Origin of the sequence: Streptomyces sp. NPDC001668, from assembly GCF_042893155.1 — a bacterium.
Taxonomy (GTDB): domain Bacteria; phylum Actinomycetota; class Actinomycetes; order Streptomycetales; family Streptomycetaceae; genus Streptomyces.
Window position 1 is genome coordinate 512738 of the sequence record NZ_JBIAUQ010000001.1, and the last position, 16072, is coordinate 528809.

The following is a 16072-nucleotide window of genomic DNA, read 5'->3' on the forward strand; positions in this document are numbered from 1 at the left end:
GGTGGCCGCGGCCGCGTTACGCTAGATGGTCACCCCTGTCCGTCCATGGAAGTGCGAGATGTCAGCCGAAACCGCCGCGTCGGTGTTCCCGCAGCTCGAAGCCCTGCTCCCGCATGTGCAGAAGCCGATCCAGTACGTCGGCGGTGAGCTCAACTCCACCGTCAAGCCGTGGGAGTCCTGCGACGTCCGCTGGGCACTGATGTACCCGGACGCGTACGAGGTCGGTCTCCCCAACCAGGGCGTCATGATCCTCTACGAGGTCCTGAACGAGCAGGAGGGCGTCCTCGCCGAGCGCACGTACAGCGTGTGGCCGGACCTGGAGGCCCTGATGCGGGAGCACCGGGTCCCGCAGTTCACGGTCGACAGCCACCGCCCGGTGGGCGCCTTCGACGTGTTCGGCCTGTCCTTCTCCACGGAGCTGGGCTACACCAACATGCTGACGGCCCTGGACCTGGCGGGCATCCCGCTGGAGTCCCGCGATCGTGGCCTCGACGACCCCATCGTGCTGGCCGGCGGCCACGCGGCCTTCAACCCCGAGCCGATCGCCGACTTCATCGACGCGGCGATCATCGGCGACGGCGAGCAGGCCGTCCTCGACATGACGAGGATCATCCGCGAGTGGAAGGCGGAGGGCCGGCCGGGCGGCCGCGAGGAGGTCCTCTTCCGCCTGGCCCGTACCGGCGGGGTGTACATCCCGGCGTTCTACGACGTCGAGTACCTGCCGGACGGCCGTATCGCCCGTGTCGTACCGAATCGGAGCGGGGTGCCGTGGCGGGTGTCGAAGCACACCGTCATGGACCTCGACGAGTGGCCGTACCCCAAGCAGCCCCTCGTCCCCCTCGCCGAGACGGTCCACGAACGCATGTCCGTGGAGATCTTCCGCGGCTGCACCCGCGGCTGCCGCTTCTGCCAGGCGGGCATGATCACCCGCCCGGTCCGTGAGCGCTCCATCACGGGCATCGGCGACATGGTCGAGAAGGGCCTGAAGGCGACGGGCTTCGAGGAGGTCGGTCTCCTCTCCCTGTCCTCGGCGGACCACTCGGAGATCGGCGACATCGCGAAGGGCCTGGCGGACCGGTACGAGGAGGACAAGATCGGCCTGTCCCTCCCCTCCACCCGCGTGGACGCCTTCAACGTCGACCTGGCGAACGAACTGACCCGCAACGGCCGCCGCTCCGGCCTGACCTTCGCCCCCGAGGGCGGCTCGGAGCGCATGCGCAAGGTCATCAACAAGATGGTCTCGGAAGAAGACCTCATCCGCACGGTCTCCACGGCGTACGGCAACGGCTGGCGCCAGGTGAAGCTGTACTTCATGTGCGGCCTCCCCACGGAGACGGACGAGGACGTCCTCCAGATCGCCGACATGGCGACCAGGGTGATCGCCGAGGGCCGCAAGGTCTCCGGCCAGAACGACATCCGCTGCACGGTCTCGATCGGCGGCTTCGTCCCCAAGCCCCACACCCCCTTCCAGTGGGCCCCGCAGCTCTCGGCCGAGGAGACGGACGCCCGCCTGCAGAAGCTCCGCGACAAGATCCGCGGCGACAAGAAGTACGGCCGCTCGATCGGCTTCCGCTACCACGACGGCAAGCCGGGCATCGTGGAGGGCCTGTTGTCGCGGGGTGACAGGAGGGTGGGCGCGGTGATCCGCGCCGTCTACGAGGACGGCGGCCGCTTCGACGGCTGGCGCGAGCACTTCTCCTACGACCGCTGGATGGCCTGCGCCGACAAGACGCTGCCCGCGTTCGGCGTGGACGTCGACTGGTACACCACCCGCGAGAAGACGTACGAGGAGGTCCTCCCCTGGGACCACCTGGACTCCGGCCTGGACAAGGACTGGCTCTGGGAGGACTGGCAGGACGCCCTCGACGAGACGGAGGTCGAGGACTGCCGGTGGACGCCTTGCTTCGACTGCGGGGTGTGTCCGCAGATGGACACGTCCATCCAGATCGGTCCGACGGGGAAGAAGCTGCTGCCGCTGACGGTGAAGAACGCGGCGCCGGCTGCGAGCGGGCACTCGCACTGAGGTGAGTGGGGCGTTAGGCGCATCGTGGATGCCCTCGGGGACGGCAGCGAAGAGGAGACGGCTGCTGTCCTGAGGGCGCTCGGGGCGGAGAGCGAGCGGCGGGCGATTGTGCCGGAGGAGGCGAGAACGCCTCTCCGGCCCGCTGGAGGCTCGGCGACTGTCCCTTCCGAGGGGGAGTGGGCCTGAGGGGTTGCGAGCCTCGGTAGAGCCCCGTGCCCGGTGGCTGTCGCCTGAGTGGCTGCTCTTCGTTCGCGACGGGCCTCATGGCTTCCTAGCGTGGCGTTATCCGCGACGGAGGAGGCGCCATGTCAGCGAGCGAGCCGCCAGGGGGTAATCCACGGTGGGGAAGTCCGGGCCAGGCCTCTTCCCCTCCCGGACAGTGGACATCACCTCCTGGGCCACCGCAGAAGAAGAGATGGGGTCGTGGCTGTCTCTGGGGGTGTGCCGGTGCCCTGGCCGCGGTGGTCGTGATCGTCATCGTCGTGCTGGTGATCGCGTCCGGGGACAAGGACGAGAGCACCACTTCAGTGCCCACTGCGAAGACGCAGCAGAGGCAGACGCGGGAACCTGCAGGGGAACGAGCTGACCTCATCAGCTTCCAGCTCGACGACCGCTCACAAGCCGGTATCAGCAACATCTGGCTCGTCTGGTCGATCAAGAACAGCAGCAGCGAGAAGTCCAACTACTCCTGGGACTGGGAGGCGGTCGACGCCGACGGCACGCGCGTGGAGGACGGCTCGCAGCTGGAGACCAACGTGCAACCCGGGCAGACGGCTCGGGGCGAGTACCCCACGACGCTCAAGAGCGTGAAGGGCATCAAGCTCAACGTCACCAGCTTTGACCGCACTGCCAGCTACTGACCCGCACATGCCGATGGAGGCTGACGCGACAGGTCTTGGAGGTCCGTCGCGGATCGCCTCGGCGGTGGAGTGGGTATGAGCCCTCCGGGTCTCCTTTCGGTCATATCGTTCGCTGGCTGCATGATTCGGTAGGTCCGTAGCCACGATTACTGGCATGGCGACTTCGGGGGCGAGAAGCAGTCGGCTCGGTGGTTTGGGGCAGTGGTGGGGTGTCCTCGCCGGGGCGCTTCTTATCGCGGCATGGATCAACGCGGCAGGTGGCCCAGTGGTGATCATCACCCTGTCAGCCTTGGTCCTTCTGTGGTCCTTCTTCCAAGCTCCGGTGACCTGCGGGGCACCGGTCCGAGGACGGACCGACGGCTGCCGCAACAACGCCACCGGCATCCTCATGGGCTGTCACATTCATCAACACCGCTGGCAGAAGCTCAAGATGCTGATCTTCCGGCGGCGAGTGCGCGAGTTCTGCTCCGGGCTGTTCTCGGACGGCAAAGCCACGCTCGTCACCCTCGCAGCGCTGGGCAGCTTCCTTTCCGGGTTGGTGGCGCTGATTCCAGGTGTTGCTGTCTGACGGGACCCTCACCGGCTGCGAGAAATTGCTGTCGCTGATGGTCAAGAGTCCTTGGACGATGTGCCGAGACCCCCTCTGCCGCCGCCTGGACGGGTGGTGGTTCGGACCTGCTTGGTCGGCTTGCCCGACCTCCGTGCGCAACTGGCTGGCTCCCGCAGACGTCTCTTCTTGTTATGACGTCCCTGCCCGCCGCGCCACCCTGGCCGCACTGCGCACAGGGTGTCGGCCTGGATGATCCGGTTGGCTGCCGCGGCCACCGGATCGAGCCGTTCGGGCGGTGCCTGCGCCATCTCACCGATCGCGAGCGCGCCACTCATTTCAGCCGACTTGGCCCCGGCAGCGCCGTGGACCACCGAGGCACTGAGCTAGATGCCCTCCTGCTTACACAGCTGCTAGATGCCCTCCGCGATCCTGTCACAAGAGCTGTCCGCCTCGGGCATGCCGACTTCCGATCAGCGACATTTGAGGGCACCGCAGACTTCCGGTCGGCGATTTTCGAGAGAAATGCCGACTTTCGATTAGCGACGTTCAAGGGCACGGCCAACTTCGTATCCGTAACCTTCATGGGTAATGCCTGGTTTGGGTCGGCAACCTTCGTGGGCGTCACCTGGTTCGAGTTAACGACTTTCGCGTCCGTTGCTGGATTCGCGGCGGTGACCTTCAGGCACGATGTTGCGTTCGTGTCGCCAACCTTCGAGGGAGCTGCCTGGTTCGAATCGGCGATCTTCGAAGGTTACACCGACTTCCGGACGGCGACATTCAAGGATCAAGCCCGGTTCAGGTCGGCAGTCTTCAAGGGGGACGTCCGATTCACATCAGTGCTGTTCAAGGACACTGCCTTCAAGTCGGCGGTCTTCGAGCGCAACGCCTGGTTCAGATCGGCGACCTTCGAGGGCGACGCTCGATTCGGGTTAGCGATCTTTGAAGGCGACGCCGACTTTCGGTCGGCAGTCTTCAAGGGCAACGCCCGGTTCACGTCAGCGGTCTTCGAGCGGTCGGCTGGTCTGGGGCCGTTGGTCTGTTTAGGGCAGGTGACTCTGTCGGGGGCGATGTTCAACTGTCCCGTAACCATCGCGATCGCCGCACGACGTCTGGAGTGTTGGCGGACGCATTGGTCGTCAACGGCTACGTTGCAACTGCGGTACGCCACAGTGGACTTCGCCCACTCTGTCTTCGAACACCCGCTCACGATCATTGCAGAGCAGGGCCGCTTCCGCCTATCTGATGGAACGTCGGTGGACGAACAAGCTCTCTCCAGAGCTACCGAAGCCACGGTCTGGGTGGCTTCGCTTCGAGGCGTGGATGCTGCCCACCTTGTGCTCGCCGACGTCAACCTGTCGCGTTGCCTGTTTACAGGGACTGTGCATCTCGACCAGCTGCGGCTGGAGGGCACCTGCTCATTCGACGTGGTCCCATCCCATACGCACTGGTGGAATGGGCACCCCGTGTGGTTTACGCAGCGCCGCACTCTGGCCGAAGAACATCACTGGCGTGCCGGTCGACCGGAGGCAATCCGAGGGTGGAACACGGCTGTGTTGGGTACTGGGCCCGTCGGGCCGGCTCAGCTAGCTCCGGTGTACCGGGCTCTGCGTAAGTCTTTCGAGGACTGCAAGAATGAGCCGGGAGCTGCCGACTTTTATTACGGTGAGATGGAGATGCGGCGCCATGACTCCAGTACTTCCCGCGCCGAACGCCACCTGCTCACCACCTACTGGGCGCTCTCTGGCTACGGTCTGCGGGCCACCCGGGCTCTGGGTTGGCTGCTGTTGGCCATAACTTCAACATTGCTGGCGATGATGCTGTGGGGCCTGGCCGTTAATGATCCGAAGTCGGTTTCTACGGGGAAGGTGACCGGTCAGGACATCCAGCTCACCACTGACACCCCCGACCCGGCCAACCCCATTGGACCACTTCAGGAACGGATATCAGGCGAGCGGTTCGAGAAGGGCCTCCGAGTGGTGATCAACGCGGTCGTCTTCCACTCATCCGACCAGCATGTCACCACCGCCGGCACCTACATCGAAACACTCTCCCGTCTGACGGAGCCAGTCCTCCTCGGTATGGCTGCCCTCGCGGTTCGCAATCGGGTGAAACGGTAGCAACCGGCGCCATTGTCGAGTGCAAGGTCACCAGTGGATTTCCCTAACACCGTGTCCGCAGATGGACACGTCCATTCAGATCGGTCCGACGGGGAAGAAGCTGCTGCCGCTGACGGTGAAGAACGCGGCGCCGGCTGCGAGCGGGCACTCGCACTGAGGTGAGTGGGGCGCTCGATCGGGTGGGTGGTTGAGGCGCTGGAAGGGCTACAGAGGACGAGGTGACTGCTGTGTTGGCTGCCGTCGGGCTTTGAGTCGGCGGCAGCCGCTCGAGCCAGTTGGGCCTTGGACCCCTTTGCCGCCGTCTGAGGGCGCCTTCGATGTCTGCTCAGAGGGTGAGTGGCAGCGCGGGCTGGAGCGCTGCCCCTCGTCGCATCGGCTCGGCGAAGCGGTGCCATGCTTCCCGCAGCCCTCAGAGGCCGCCATTGGCCTCAAGGTCTTGCTTCACCGTTTCCAGTACTGCGGACAGTAGACGTTCACGCCTGTTGTCAGTAGGTCGTTGGCGTCGGCCTGCAGCATGCCCCAGCCCTGGTTGGCTGGATACAGGTCGTCCCACGACTCGGCGAGCGTGCGCGCGGTGATCGCGGCCAGCACCGCGCGGTCAGCACATTGACGACGGCCTCCACCCTGCATACGAGTTGGTGGTTGCGGCGCCACGTTCAGGAAGATCTCCCACAACTCATCAGGCACGAGTCGTTCCACCATCCCCATGCCAGAGCACTACTCAACACCAATCAAGACGTCCTCTAATGCAGGGCACTGTCCAACCTGAGATAGTCCTGCCTGCCGACGGTTGGCGTGCCCTTCGGATGCGCGGCTGAGGAGCGGGCTTCATCTCTGCTCCCGCAGGCAGTGAGGCTGGCGAGTAAGACGACGGCGAACAGCACGGTGGTGCGCAAGGACTGGGCACCTGGGTCTGCTGGGACTGCTCGGACGAGATGGCACCCCTGACCTACCAAGGGACCTTGCCTTCTGGACCATCCCCGGCGCGATCACCCGCTCAGAAACCCTTTCGACCAGACAAGCCCGTTGCTCGGTAAGTGGATGGCGCCTGAGACACCCGAGGGCAGGGAGGCGCCGTTGTGGCCGGACGCAGTACCGTGAGATGTACGCAAGCGCCGTGCGCTTCGCGTCGGTTGGGCAACAGCAGGGGGCATCATTGGCCGACGAGCCGAGTTCCGCGACCCGTACCAGCGACCATGTTCTGCGCCTCGCCGCGGTCCAGTTGGCCTACGTGCCCAACGTCCGCAAGTTTCAGGGCAATTATTGGCTGCCCGACGAACCGCTGCTCGGCCTTCCGCTCGAGTCCGCCGATAAAGACGGTGAGATCGCCCTCGCGGGACTCGACCTCAGCGAAGAGGTCGAGTCGAGGACCGACGACGCCCTGGACGCCGCACGGCGCGAACGGCTGCGTTCAACCGAGCTCAAGATCAAGCAGGTACTCGAGTTCTGCGTGGCGCACCATGTCGACCTTGTCGTCTTCCCCGAGTGCTCGATCCCCGCGGAACTGGTGCCTGTGCTCGTCGGATACCGCAACCGGCTGGGCATCTACGCCGGCATTGGTCATCTGCGTCTTCCGGACGCGAGCACACTCGTGCAACACGGCTTCCCCGAGGCCGAGGATGCCGTCGAGTGCAACACCGCTGTCTTCGTGAGCCAGGAGGAACTGTCCCTCGTCACCAAGCAGGACCCCGCACACGGTGAGAGCATCGCCCGCGGTCAGGGACCCAAACGGGTGAAAATCACCAAAGGTGATCGCTCCTACGAGCTGGGACTTGCCATCTGTATGGATTACGTCAATCTCCGGCGGGACTTCGACGGCGGGGAGAGACCACCGGACGTAGTGCTGGTCACCGCGCTATCCAAACCCACCGATGACTTCCTCAAACTCCCGCGCAACTTCGCCACCGTGTTCGCGAACCACGCCGAACTCGGTGGCAGCGCCATCCTCGCACCAGACGTGGCTGGACTCTTCGTCAGCCGCGAGTTGGGCACGGACCCCCTCCCCGCGGGCGAAGCGATCGTCTCCGCCGACTTCGCGGGCTTCGCCACCCGGCCCAGTTCGACCAAGCCCCCGCAGAACCGTATCCACCTGCGGGCCGCCTTACTCTACGAGGACGACGGCACCGATACCTCCGCGACCGCGGGTGCACTGGCACGTCCGATGCTGACCTGGTCCCTGGACCAGTACGCCGACGGCCGGTACACCGGGTTCCTGGCCGCCGCCGAGAAGAGTCTCGTCGAGGCGAACCCGGTCCTGCTCATGGCGGTCAAGACTCTGCGGAGAGGGCAGAAAAGACGGCAGCTGCTGGGCGCCCCGGACTTTGTCACCCTGAAGACGCATCTCGTTCTCACCCAGGTGCAGTCGGAACCCGAACTCCGCTATGCGGCCCTGAACAAGCTCCACGAGCACTGGCATCCCCTGCTGGAGGATCCCAGCGTCGACGGGCTCGGTGAGCTGATCGACACCGTCAACCGGGCCCGCCGCAGACTCGGGCCGCTGATCCGCCTCAGGTACCAGCGCATCACGCCATCGGCTCCGGCTCCGGACGACGGCAGCGGCCCAAAGGAGTTCACGCTCTTCTACTCGGCGCGCCTCGGCCAGTACAGCGGCGAGAGTGCGGTCCGGAGCCTTCCGCGCCAACTCGGCGTGCTGCGCACGCTCTCCCTGGTCGACGACACCAGCGTCCGGCTGCTGTACCGCGTCATCACGGTCCGTCAGACCAGCGGGAACCTGGCGCCGTTCTTCGACGTCCTGGCGCTCACCGAGAGCAGCGATCCGGCAGTGGCGGAGGATTTGGCCGAAGGCATCGGGCAGCAGCTCGGGGTGGCCTTCAGCGGTAGCTGGGACCTCTCCCCAACGGCCGGTCAGGCCGCTCTGGAGGCGCCGTTCCTGGTGGAATTGCGCCCCCGGGAGGCAACCGTGCCCCCGGTGCAGGAGGACTGGGGCGGCCTCATCGACTATCTGCGCGCCCTCAAGCCGCAGGTGACCGTGCAGATGACCTGCCGCCGCCTACCGGAGAGGGAGCCGTCGGCCGAGCGCGCCACCGCTTGGCCCGAGGAGGCCGGGCTCTTCGGTGATGAGGAACGGGACGCAGCGGCCTTCTTCATCCGTGTCGGCCAGGAATCCGCGGACATGCGCAACCTCGGTCTCCAGATCCATGTCGCCTCCGACGAACGGCTCGGCGACGCGGTGTTGCGCAGCATCGGACTGTGGCTATTCCGGGGGGTGCCGTTCGACATCGTGTCGGACGAGTTGGCGTCTGACACGCTGGCCCCCGGCGGCCCGGCACCGCAGGGGGCAACCCGGCTGAGTCCTGCCGAGACACTGCGCGTCTTCCACCCTCCCTACGGCAGGATCGAAGGGCGCGGCCTGCTGCACCGACGTCCCCAGTCGCTCTCCCTGCCGAGCATCACGCTACCCATCGACGGCATCAGTCTGGGTACCGCGCACCTGGCCCACGGCCGCGAGGACCAGCGCGTGGAGGTGCGCCTGGACGCCAAGGCCAGGCTGCGCCACACCTACGTCGTGGGCCGCACGGGGTCCGGCAAGACGAACATGCTCAAGCACATGGCCCGGCAGGACATCCAGGCCGACAGATCGGTGGTTGTCATCGACCCGCACGGCGACCTGGTCGACTACCTGCTGGGCCACACCGCTGGCCGGGAGGACGAGGTGATCCTGCTGGACCTCGGGGATCCCGAGTTCCTGCCTGTGCTCAACCCGCTTGATCTGGACGTGCGTGGCAAGGCGGAAGCGGAGCTTGCCATCGAGGAGTTCATCCGCCTGATGGTGCAGCAGTCCTATCACGAGTTCTACGGGCCGCGCTTCGAGGAGATTGTGCGGCTGGCCCTGGAGTCCATCACCCACGACGACTACCCGTTCAAACCCCCCGGCGTGATCGACCTCGTCCGCGTCCTGCGCAGCAGCGACAGGCGGCGCTGGATCAAGGATCTGCTCACAGACTCCGACCTGAAGGAACGCTGGGAGATATTCGAGCAGCAGCGGAACGACCAGATCGCCGAGGTGCTGCATTGGGTGCTGTCCAAGTTCAGCGAGTTGCAGCAGGACGGGGCCCTGGGGAAGGTACTGGCGGGGGGCACCTCGACCGTCTCCATCGAGGGCGTGATCAGTCGCGGCGGAATCCTGCTGGTCAAGCTCCCCGAGTGGGAGATGAGCAGGTCGGCCGCCGCACTGTTGGGCACTTTCATCCAGGAGCGGGTTCGCAAGGCCGTCTATGCCCGATGGCGGCGGCAAGGTGACAAGGCGGACCCCGTCTACATGTACGTCGACGAGTTCCAGGCCTTCGCCGTCACCGGCTTCGACGAACTGGTCGCGGAAGCGAGGAAGTTCGGCCTGAGCCTGGTGCTCGCCCACCAGAATCTGCACCAGCTCAACGCGTTCTCCCGGTTCACGGGGTCCACCTCCGACAACGTGCTGTCGGCGATCCTCGGGAACGTCGCCAACCGCATTGTATTCGGCGTCTCGAATCGAGACGCAAAGCAACTGGCCGAGGAGCTCGACGTGTCGGCCGACATCCTGCGCACCCCCGGGAACCACCGGGGCGTCGCTCAGATGCTGTACGCGGGCGAGTCCCATACGTTCACCCTCCAACCGCCTGGCGCCGACTCCGACCTCGGACTGCCCGCAGCCCGGGACAGCGTGCGCGCCCGCATGATCGAACAGGGGTTGTGGCGCTCCCGGAACGAACTTCGAGCCGAGGACGAGGAGCGGGAGAGCCGCACCCAGGCCGCAGTACGCGACTACCTGGGCCGCACACGGCGACGTCGTCCGGCCGGGGGAGACCGCGCGTGGCCCTCTGGCACATCAGAGTCATCGAGCTTCGTGGACGAGTGGCTCACGACACGGCAGGAAGCTCGTTCCGGTATCGAGGGGTCCGGCACCGACGGCAGCGCCCGCAGACGGGAACTTCTCCGCGTGGCCGCGGTCCTGCGCGCTCCGTTGCTACGCGTGGCCTCCGTCCAGCGAGCAGTGGTGCGACGCCGCCGGGAGCCATCCTCGAGGCGGGCGCCGGATGGACCGGACGGGAAATCGGAACCCGGCGCCCCGGCCGCAGACGAATCGGACCCCCGGACGAGTCGGCAGCACCTTGCGGAGGACCTGGTTCTGTCCCACCTGTCCGACGACGACCTCGCATCCTTCCACCGCGCCTACCAGGAGACACTGGAGCTGCGTGTCGGTACCGTGCTGACCGAGCAGCTCAGTGACGAGCAGGTGGAGGAGTTCGAGCGCATCCTCGACGGTCCCGACGGCGAAGCGGTGGGCCAAGCCTGGCTCGCGGCGCATCTGCCCCACTACAAGACCGTGGTCAGCCGTGAGAGGGCCGCGCTCCTCTGGGAGACCCGTAGCGCCTTGCACAGGATCAGGGAAGGCACCGACCCGGCAGGATGACGAGAACCCGCGGGGACGAACGAAGCCGAGGGCTTCCCTACGCCTTGACAGGCCTTCTCAGGTCCGCTGCCGCAGGCTCTGCGCGAAGCGTTCGGCGAAGGGATACGGCCGGAATCCGCGCTGCTGTTCGACATGGTCGATGTAGCGTACGGCTGCCGCCATTGCGGCCGCGTAGGAGCGGCCCATGCTGCGGGCGACCATGTCCGTGTCGACGTACCTGCCCTCGCAGGCGATGGCTATGGAGTTCATCACCGCGAGGGCGTGCCCGATGCGACTGGCCACCTCCTCGGGCAGCGCCGCGATCTCGTGACTCTCCCGCCCCGCGACCGTCCGGTGCAACAGGCGCCGTCCCGCGCGCACCTCCGCGTCCAGGTAGCGCTCCTGTACCTCGAAGAACGCGCGCAGCCGGTCAGCTCTGGAGGTACGTCTGAAGCTCCAGACCGTAAGACAGACGGCGACGACGGGTGAACTCAGAGCCACCCACAGTTCGGCAGACATCGATGCGCCCCCTCTGGCCCCGGCCACTTGTCCCCCGGCCGCTCGCCCCCGAGCCCACTACCCCGCTGGCCATGCACCGAACCGGCCTGAAGCCCCACGACACCACGGTGGCTAATAACGACGGCGGCTCGCGCCACACTTACAACAGTTGCTCAGGTGACCGCTCCTGCAGATCCGAAGCAAAATTAGACACCCGAGGTGTCGGCCGGGCCGTCTTGCGTCGTCGCGGAGCCCTCGGTCGTCCGTCGTAACCAGACCTCACCGCGATCACCCTTGCAGAGCTGGGCAGCACGTCCATTCAGATCGGTCCGACGGGGAAGAAGCTGCTGCCGCTGACGGTCAAGAACGGTGGTCCGACGCCGGCTTCGAGCGGTCACACGCACTGACGTGAGCGGAACACTCGTTTTGCGGTGTCGCAGTGGCCCGTCGAACGTCGCTGCCGCCCTTCGAGGGCACCGCTGAGCTGGCAGTTCGTCACACACCGCATGACGCATGACGCATGACGCATGACGCATGACACCGGAGCCCTGGGCCCGGTCATTGTGCGATAGTGCGGCGCATGGCAAGTGGGGCGGATGAAGTGCGTCGGGCATGGGGTCGTGTGACGCAGTGGCTGGAGCGGAATGCTCCGAAGAACGCTTCGGCATTGCAACCCCCCGCGACGCCGGAGCAGATCAGCGAAGCGGAGAGCAAACTGGGGCTGCCACTGCCCGAAGAGGTGCGGGTCTGGCTTCTCGTCAACAACGGCGTGGAGATGAGGGAGACCCGGCAGGGATGGCTGCTTCCGGGCCCCGGCAGCAGTTTCGTACCGTACGGGTGGCATTTTCTGTCCGCTGCCGAGCTGGTCAAGGTGTATGAGCGGCGGATGGGTTTCCAGAGGACTGGCGACGTACCTGATGACGAGGACGACGAAGTCCTGGTGTGGCGCCGCGAGTGGTTCCCGTTCGTCGCCGAGGGCGACGAACTGTACGGACGGTTCATTGACGTCAGGACAGGTGCGGTGGGGGAATGGAGCGACGGGGGCATGAACCGCTTCGGGACCCACAGCTCGCTGGCGGAGTTCTTCGATGAACTGGCCGATCTCCTGAGCACGGACGCTCACGTGGTGGACGGCGGTATCGAGTGGCGTTGACCGGGACCAGGCAGCGTCCGTGAGCTCGGAGCGCCGCAGCAGCGGTCCGGGTCCGGAGCTCATGGAGAAAGCAGATCTCCGGTGCGCGCTTCCCCGACTCCGCGCTTGAATTCCTCGACGAGCAACGCGATGCGCTCCTCGTCGCGCCGGTAGTGGGTCCACTTCCCGACACGTGTGGAGCGCACGAGACCCGCGCGTTCGAGCACCGCCATATAGGCCGAGACCGTGGACTGCGCGAGTCCGGTCTTGGCCTGGATATGGCTGACGCAGACGCCGACCGCGCGCGGATCGGTGACAGCCGGGTCGACCGGGAAGTGCTCTTCCGGATCACGCAGCCACTCAAGCACCTGGAGCCGCACGGGATTGGCGAGCGCCTTGAGGGATTCGATCAGGGCCGCGGGGTCGCCTGTGGCGGGCATAGGTCGTCGTGCGCCTTCCGGTGCTGAAGCGGAGCCGGCTGTGATCGTATCGACGATAGTCGATGCGTTGCGGCCACGGCGAGTTCGTGAGCGGCTCCCTCTCCGGCTTCTACGGCCACCGGATCGCCCAGGAGTTCGACGCCGAGGATGGCCGAGGCGCCGGTGCCGGCCATGGCGGCGGTGACGGCGGCGCTCATGATCGGCGTGCCATCGCCTGTACGGCCGGGCCCGGCTCCCTGCGTCGGTGTGGTCCTGCCGCGTCCTCAACGGACGGCGGAGAGCGTGTCCGTCGCGGTGAGCGCGACGGATGCCCGGACCGCCTCCAGTGCCGCCGCCCTCTCCTCGTCGGTCAGGTGGGCCGGCCCGTAGGTGATCACGGGTTCGAGGGCCTGGTAGCCGACGAACTCCAGCATTCCGCGGTGGATGTGGAACAGGAAGTCGTCCATCGCGCCGAAGGCGCCACCGGGCCGGAACGCCTCACGGGAGCCGCCGGTCGTGAGCAGCAGCATCGCCCGCCTGCCGGCGAGCGCGGCGTCGCCGAAGAGCCCGTGGTCCCCGCCGAAGAGGGCGCCCATGACGAACACCCGGTCGATCCATCCCTTGAGGATGGCAGGCAGCGAGAACCACCACAGCGGGAACGACAGCACCAGGAGATCGGCGGCGAGCAGCCGCTCCAGATGGTCCTTGACGGCCTCGTCCAGTGTGCCGTCCTGGACGGCGCGCATCTGCTCGGCCTGCGGCTTGAACGGCCCCTCCACGGGAGCGAACTCCGCACGGGCGAGGACCGGGGCCCAGGCGTCGTCGTAGAGGTCCAGGACGTCGACCCGGTAGCCGGCGCCACGGAGAGCCTGAGCGGCGGTGGCCATCTGGGCGGTGCTGAACGAGTCGGGCTCGGGATGGGCGTGAACGATCAGGGCGGTGGGAACGGCGGTGGAGGTCGACATGCCGAGATCATATCGACGAATTGCGATACGTCAATGTGAGTGCGAGTTGCCGCCGTCCGGGCCGTACAGCGCCGCGATGTCCTTCGACGTGGCCCAGCGGCTGTACGTGGGGGACTGGGGCCAGCCCTCGGGGGAGTCCTGCCATTCCTCCTGGCGGCCGTAGGGGAGGAGGTCGATCAGGGCGAAGGTGTGGCCGAGTTGCTCGGTGCCGCGGCCGGTCGTGTGCCAGGTGCGGTAGACGGTGTCGCCGTCGCGGAGGAAGACGTTGACCGCGAAGCCGCCGCCGGGCGGGGCGCCGACGTCGGCTCCGAAGGAGCTGCCGGCGGTCGAGTACCAGGGCATCCGGTTGCCGACCCGGTGCTTGTAGGCGAGGGCCTCCTGGATCGGGCCCTGGGTGACGACCACGAACCGTGCGTCGTAGTTGTCCAGGAACTCCAGGCGGGTGTACTGCGAGGTGAAGCCGGTGCAGCCCGGGCACTGCCACTCCTGGCCGGCGGACCACATGTGGTGGTAGACGATCAGCTGCCGCCTGTCCTCGAAGACGTCCGCCAGGCGTACGGGGCCGTCCTCGCCCTCCAACGTGTAGTCCGGCATCTCGACCATCGGCAGACGGCGGCGCTCGGCGGCGATGGCGTCGAGTTCCCGGGTGGCGGCCTTCTCCCGGGCTCGCAGTTCGTCGAGCCGGTGCTGCCACGTCTCGGTGTCGACGACAGGGGGTAGTGCGTGTGCGGTCATGGGATCCCCTCGCGGAGTGCGTGCACGGTTTTCGCTTGTGCGGGGGTAGACCGGGCCGGGCCCTGAAACTCATCGGTCGGCGGCCGGATTCAGGGGAACGCAGCAGCAGAAGAAGGCGGGCGACGGGGCGGCCGAGACCGCCCTCCCCCTGCTGAGACCGCCTGCTCGCGTTCCTACTTGCTCGCGGCGAAGCGCATCAGGGCCAGTTCGTCGCCCTGCTTGATCTTGCCGGTGACGTTGATGACCTCGAGCTTCCAGGTGGTGCCGACCCGCACGGCCTTGGCGACCGCGCAGCCGTTGTCCTGGGTGAGCATGCTCGGCCAGATGTCGGCGACCTGCTGGGAGCTGCCGCCGGTGGCGTCGTAGACCTTGAAACTGATGTTGCGGGCCTTCTGGAAGGAGCTGCCCTTCTTGTAGGCGGCGGCGACGAACACGATCGAGGTGATGTGCGGCGGGAGCTTCGCGAACTCGACGGTGACCGTCTCGTCGTCGCCGTCCCCGTGGCCGGTCTGGTTGTCGCCGCTGTGCAGCAGGGAGCCGTTGCCGATGGGGTCGAGCGAGTCGAGGCCCGCCAGGCGCACGGGGTCGCCGTCGTGCATGGCGATGGCGATCAGGTCGAGGTCCGTGCCGGTCTTCCGGCGGAGCTTGCCGATCACCCCGCCGCTGGCGCCCGCGGTGGGGTCCCAGGAGACCCCTATGGACAGATGGGTCACGCCGTCCAGGTCGGCGGGTCCGTCTTCCTTCGTAAGCGTAATCATGGGGACATACTGCACGGGCTTTCGCCGGGACCCCAGGACGGGCCCCGGAAAACCTGGTGCCCGGTGCCCCGCGGTCTCGCCATCATGGGGCGATGCCGCACCTCACCCCGCCCGACGTCCGGTTCCATGCCTCCTTCCTCGACGCGGTACGGGAGTTCACCGACGCGGGCTCCGACCCGGCCGCGCTGGTGGGCGAGGAGATCCATGCGTACGCGAGGACGTGGCGGGAGCCCGCGGGATTCGCGGCCTTCGTGGACATGCTGCTCGCGGAGCCGGAACGGCCGCGCCGGCCGGACTGGGTGGAGATGACGAACCTCTGGTACGCCCAGGACGACGTCTTCCTCGGCAGGCTGTCGATCCGTCACCGGCTCAACCCGTTCCTGCTGGAGCTCGGCGGCCACATCGGCTACGCGGTCCGCCCCGGCGCCCGCCGGAAGGGACACGCCACGGCGATGCTCGCGGCCGCCCTGCCCGTCTGCCGTCAACTCGGCATCGACCGGGCGCTGCTCACCTGTGACGCCACCAACACCGCGTCTCGTAAGGTGATCGAGGCCAATGGCGGAAAATTCGAGGACCGGCGCGGTGCGAAGCTGCGGTACTGGATCCGTACGGGGAACTGAGGCGTC

At 66.7% G+C, this 16072-nt stretch carries 13 protein-coding genes; 7 read left to right on the top strand and 6 right to left on the bottom strand.

Annotated elements, in window-relative coordinates:
- Positions 1-58 precede the first annotated feature (58 nt).
- The 4 genes from ACFYZ8_RS02330 (at position 59) to ACFYZ8_RS02345 (ending at position 5550) form a co-directional block, all read left to right on the top strand.
- Positions 59-2023: a TIGR03960 family B12-binding radical SAM protein gene (locus ACFYZ8_RS02330; protein ID WP_359031743.1), complete on the top strand. Its 1965-nt coding sequence runs from the start codon at positions 59-61 to the stop codon at positions 2021-2023.
- Between the two features lie 461 nt (positions 2024-2484).
- Entirely contained in the window at positions 2485-2883 is a 399-nt protein-coding gene (locus ACFYZ8_RS02335; protein WP_388536704.1) for a hypothetical protein, read from the top strand.
- A 265-nt stretch (positions 2884-3148) separates the two neighbouring features.
- Positions 3149-3451 carry a hypothetical protein gene (locus ACFYZ8_RS02340; RefSeq protein ID WP_388536706.1) on the top strand — a complete coding sequence of 101 codons (303 nt, stop codon included), beginning with the start codon at positions 3149-3151 and terminating at the stop codon, positions 3449-3451.
- Positions 3452-3624: 173 nt separating this feature from the next.
- Positions 3625-5550: a pentapeptide repeat-containing protein gene (locus ACFYZ8_RS02345; RefSeq protein ID WP_388536708.1), complete on the top strand. Its 1926-nt coding sequence runs from the start codon at positions 3625-3627 to the stop codon at positions 5548-5550.
- A 441-nt stretch (positions 5551-5991) separates the two neighbouring features.
- Here the strand turns inward: ACFYZ8_RS02345 and ACFYZ8_RS02350 are convergent, their stop codons facing one another.
- Positions 5992-6237 (bottom strand): hypothetical protein, encoded by a 246-nt coding sequence (locus tag ACFYZ8_RS02350; protein WP_388536710.1) that lies wholly within the window; start codon positions 6235-6237, stop codon positions 5992-5994.
- A gap of 469 nt (positions 6238-6706) precedes the next feature.
- Here ACFYZ8_RS02350 and ACFYZ8_RS02355 point away from each other — a divergent pair, with 469 nt between their 5' ends.
- Positions 6707-10960: a type IV secretion system DNA-binding domain-containing protein gene (locus ACFYZ8_RS02355; protein ID WP_388536712.1), complete on the top strand. Its 4254-nt coding sequence runs from the start codon at positions 6707-6709 to the stop codon at positions 10958-10960.
- A gap of 57 nt (positions 10961-11017) precedes the next feature.
- On the opposite strand, the gene ACFYZ8_RS02360 is transcribed toward ACFYZ8_RS02355, so the two are convergent.
- Positions 11018-11458, bottom strand: coding sequence for a hypothetical protein (locus tag ACFYZ8_RS02360; protein ID WP_388536714.1), 441 nt, complete (start codon positions 11456-11458; stop codon positions 11018-11020).
- A 601-nt stretch (positions 11459-12059) separates the two neighbouring features.
- On the opposite strand from ACFYZ8_RS02360, the gene ACFYZ8_RS02365 reads away from it, so the two are divergent.
- Entirely contained in the window at positions 12060-12590 is a 531-nt protein-coding gene (locus ACFYZ8_RS02365) for an SMI1/KNR4 family protein (protein WP_388536716.1), read from the top strand.
- Positions 12591-12649: 59 nt separating this feature from the next.
- Here ACFYZ8_RS02365 and ACFYZ8_RS02370 read toward each other — a convergent pair whose 3' ends face one another.
- From ACFYZ8_RS02370 to ACFYZ8_RS02385, 4 genes are all read right to left on the bottom strand, one after another.
- Positions 12650-13009: an ArsR/SmtB family transcription factor gene (locus tag ACFYZ8_RS02370; protein ID WP_388536718.1), complete on the bottom strand. Its 360-nt coding sequence runs from the start codon at positions 13007-13009 to the stop codon at positions 12650-12652.
- Positions 13010-13272: 263 nt separating this feature from the next.
- Positions 13273-13953 (bottom strand): NAD(P)H-dependent oxidoreductase, encoded by a 681-nt coding sequence (locus ACFYZ8_RS02375; RefSeq protein ID WP_388536720.1) that lies wholly within the window; start codon positions 13951-13953, stop codon positions 13273-13275.
- Between the two features lie 30 nt (positions 13954-13983).
- Positions 13984-14688: a DUF899 domain-containing protein gene (locus tag ACFYZ8_RS02380; RefSeq protein ID WP_388536722.1), complete on the bottom strand. Its 705-nt coding sequence runs from the start codon at positions 14686-14688 to the stop codon at positions 13984-13986.
- 173 nt (positions 14689-14861) lie between these two features.
- Positions 14862-15446 (bottom strand): TerD family protein, encoded by a 585-nt coding sequence (locus ACFYZ8_RS02385; protein WP_359031738.1) that lies wholly within the window; start codon positions 15444-15446, stop codon positions 14862-14864.
- 92 nt (positions 15447-15538) lie between these two features.
- Between ACFYZ8_RS02385 and ACFYZ8_RS02390 the strand changes: the two genes are divergently transcribed.
- A complete protein-coding gene (locus ACFYZ8_RS02390; RefSeq protein ID WP_359031737.1) occupies positions 15539-16066 on the top strand; it encodes a GNAT family N-acetyltransferase in 528 nt (175 codons plus the stop codon).
- The last annotated feature ends 6 nt before the right edge of the window (positions 16067-16072 follow it).

Bases quoted from the DNA above. Each gene is read 5' to 3' on its own strand.
- ACFYZ8_RS02360 (WP_388536714.1), bottom strand. From the start codon at position 11,458: ATGTCTGCCGAACTGTGGGTGGCTCTGAGTTCACCCGTCGTCGCCGTC.
- ACFYZ8_RS02375 (WP_388536720.1), bottom strand. From the start codon at position 13,953: ATGTCGACCTCCACCGCCGTTCCCACCGCCCTGATCGTTCACGCCCAT.
- ACFYZ8_RS02380 (WP_388536722.1), bottom strand. From the start codon at position 14,688: ATGACCGCACACGCACTACCCCCTGTCGTCGACACCGAGACGTGGCAG.
- ACFYZ8_RS02385 (WP_359031738.1), bottom strand. From the start codon at position 15,446: ATGATTACGCTTACGAAGGAAGACGGACCCGCCGACCTGGACGGCGTG.
- ACFYZ8_RS02370 (WP_388536718.1), bottom strand. From the start codon at position 13,009: ATGCCCGCCACAGGCGACCCCGCGGCCCTGATCGAATCCCTCAAGGCG.
- ACFYZ8_RS02345 (WP_388536708.1), top strand. From the start codon at position 3,625: ATGACGTCCCTGCCCGCCGCGCCACCCTGGCCGCACTGCGCACAGGGT.
- ACFYZ8_RS02390 (WP_359031737.1), top strand. From the start codon at position 15,539: ATGCCGCACCTCACCCCGCCCGACGTCCGGTTCCATGCCTCCTTCCTC.
- ACFYZ8_RS02330 (WP_359031743.1), top strand. From the start codon at position 59: ATGTCAGCCGAAACCGCCGCGTCGGTGTTCCCGCAGCTCGAAGCCCTG.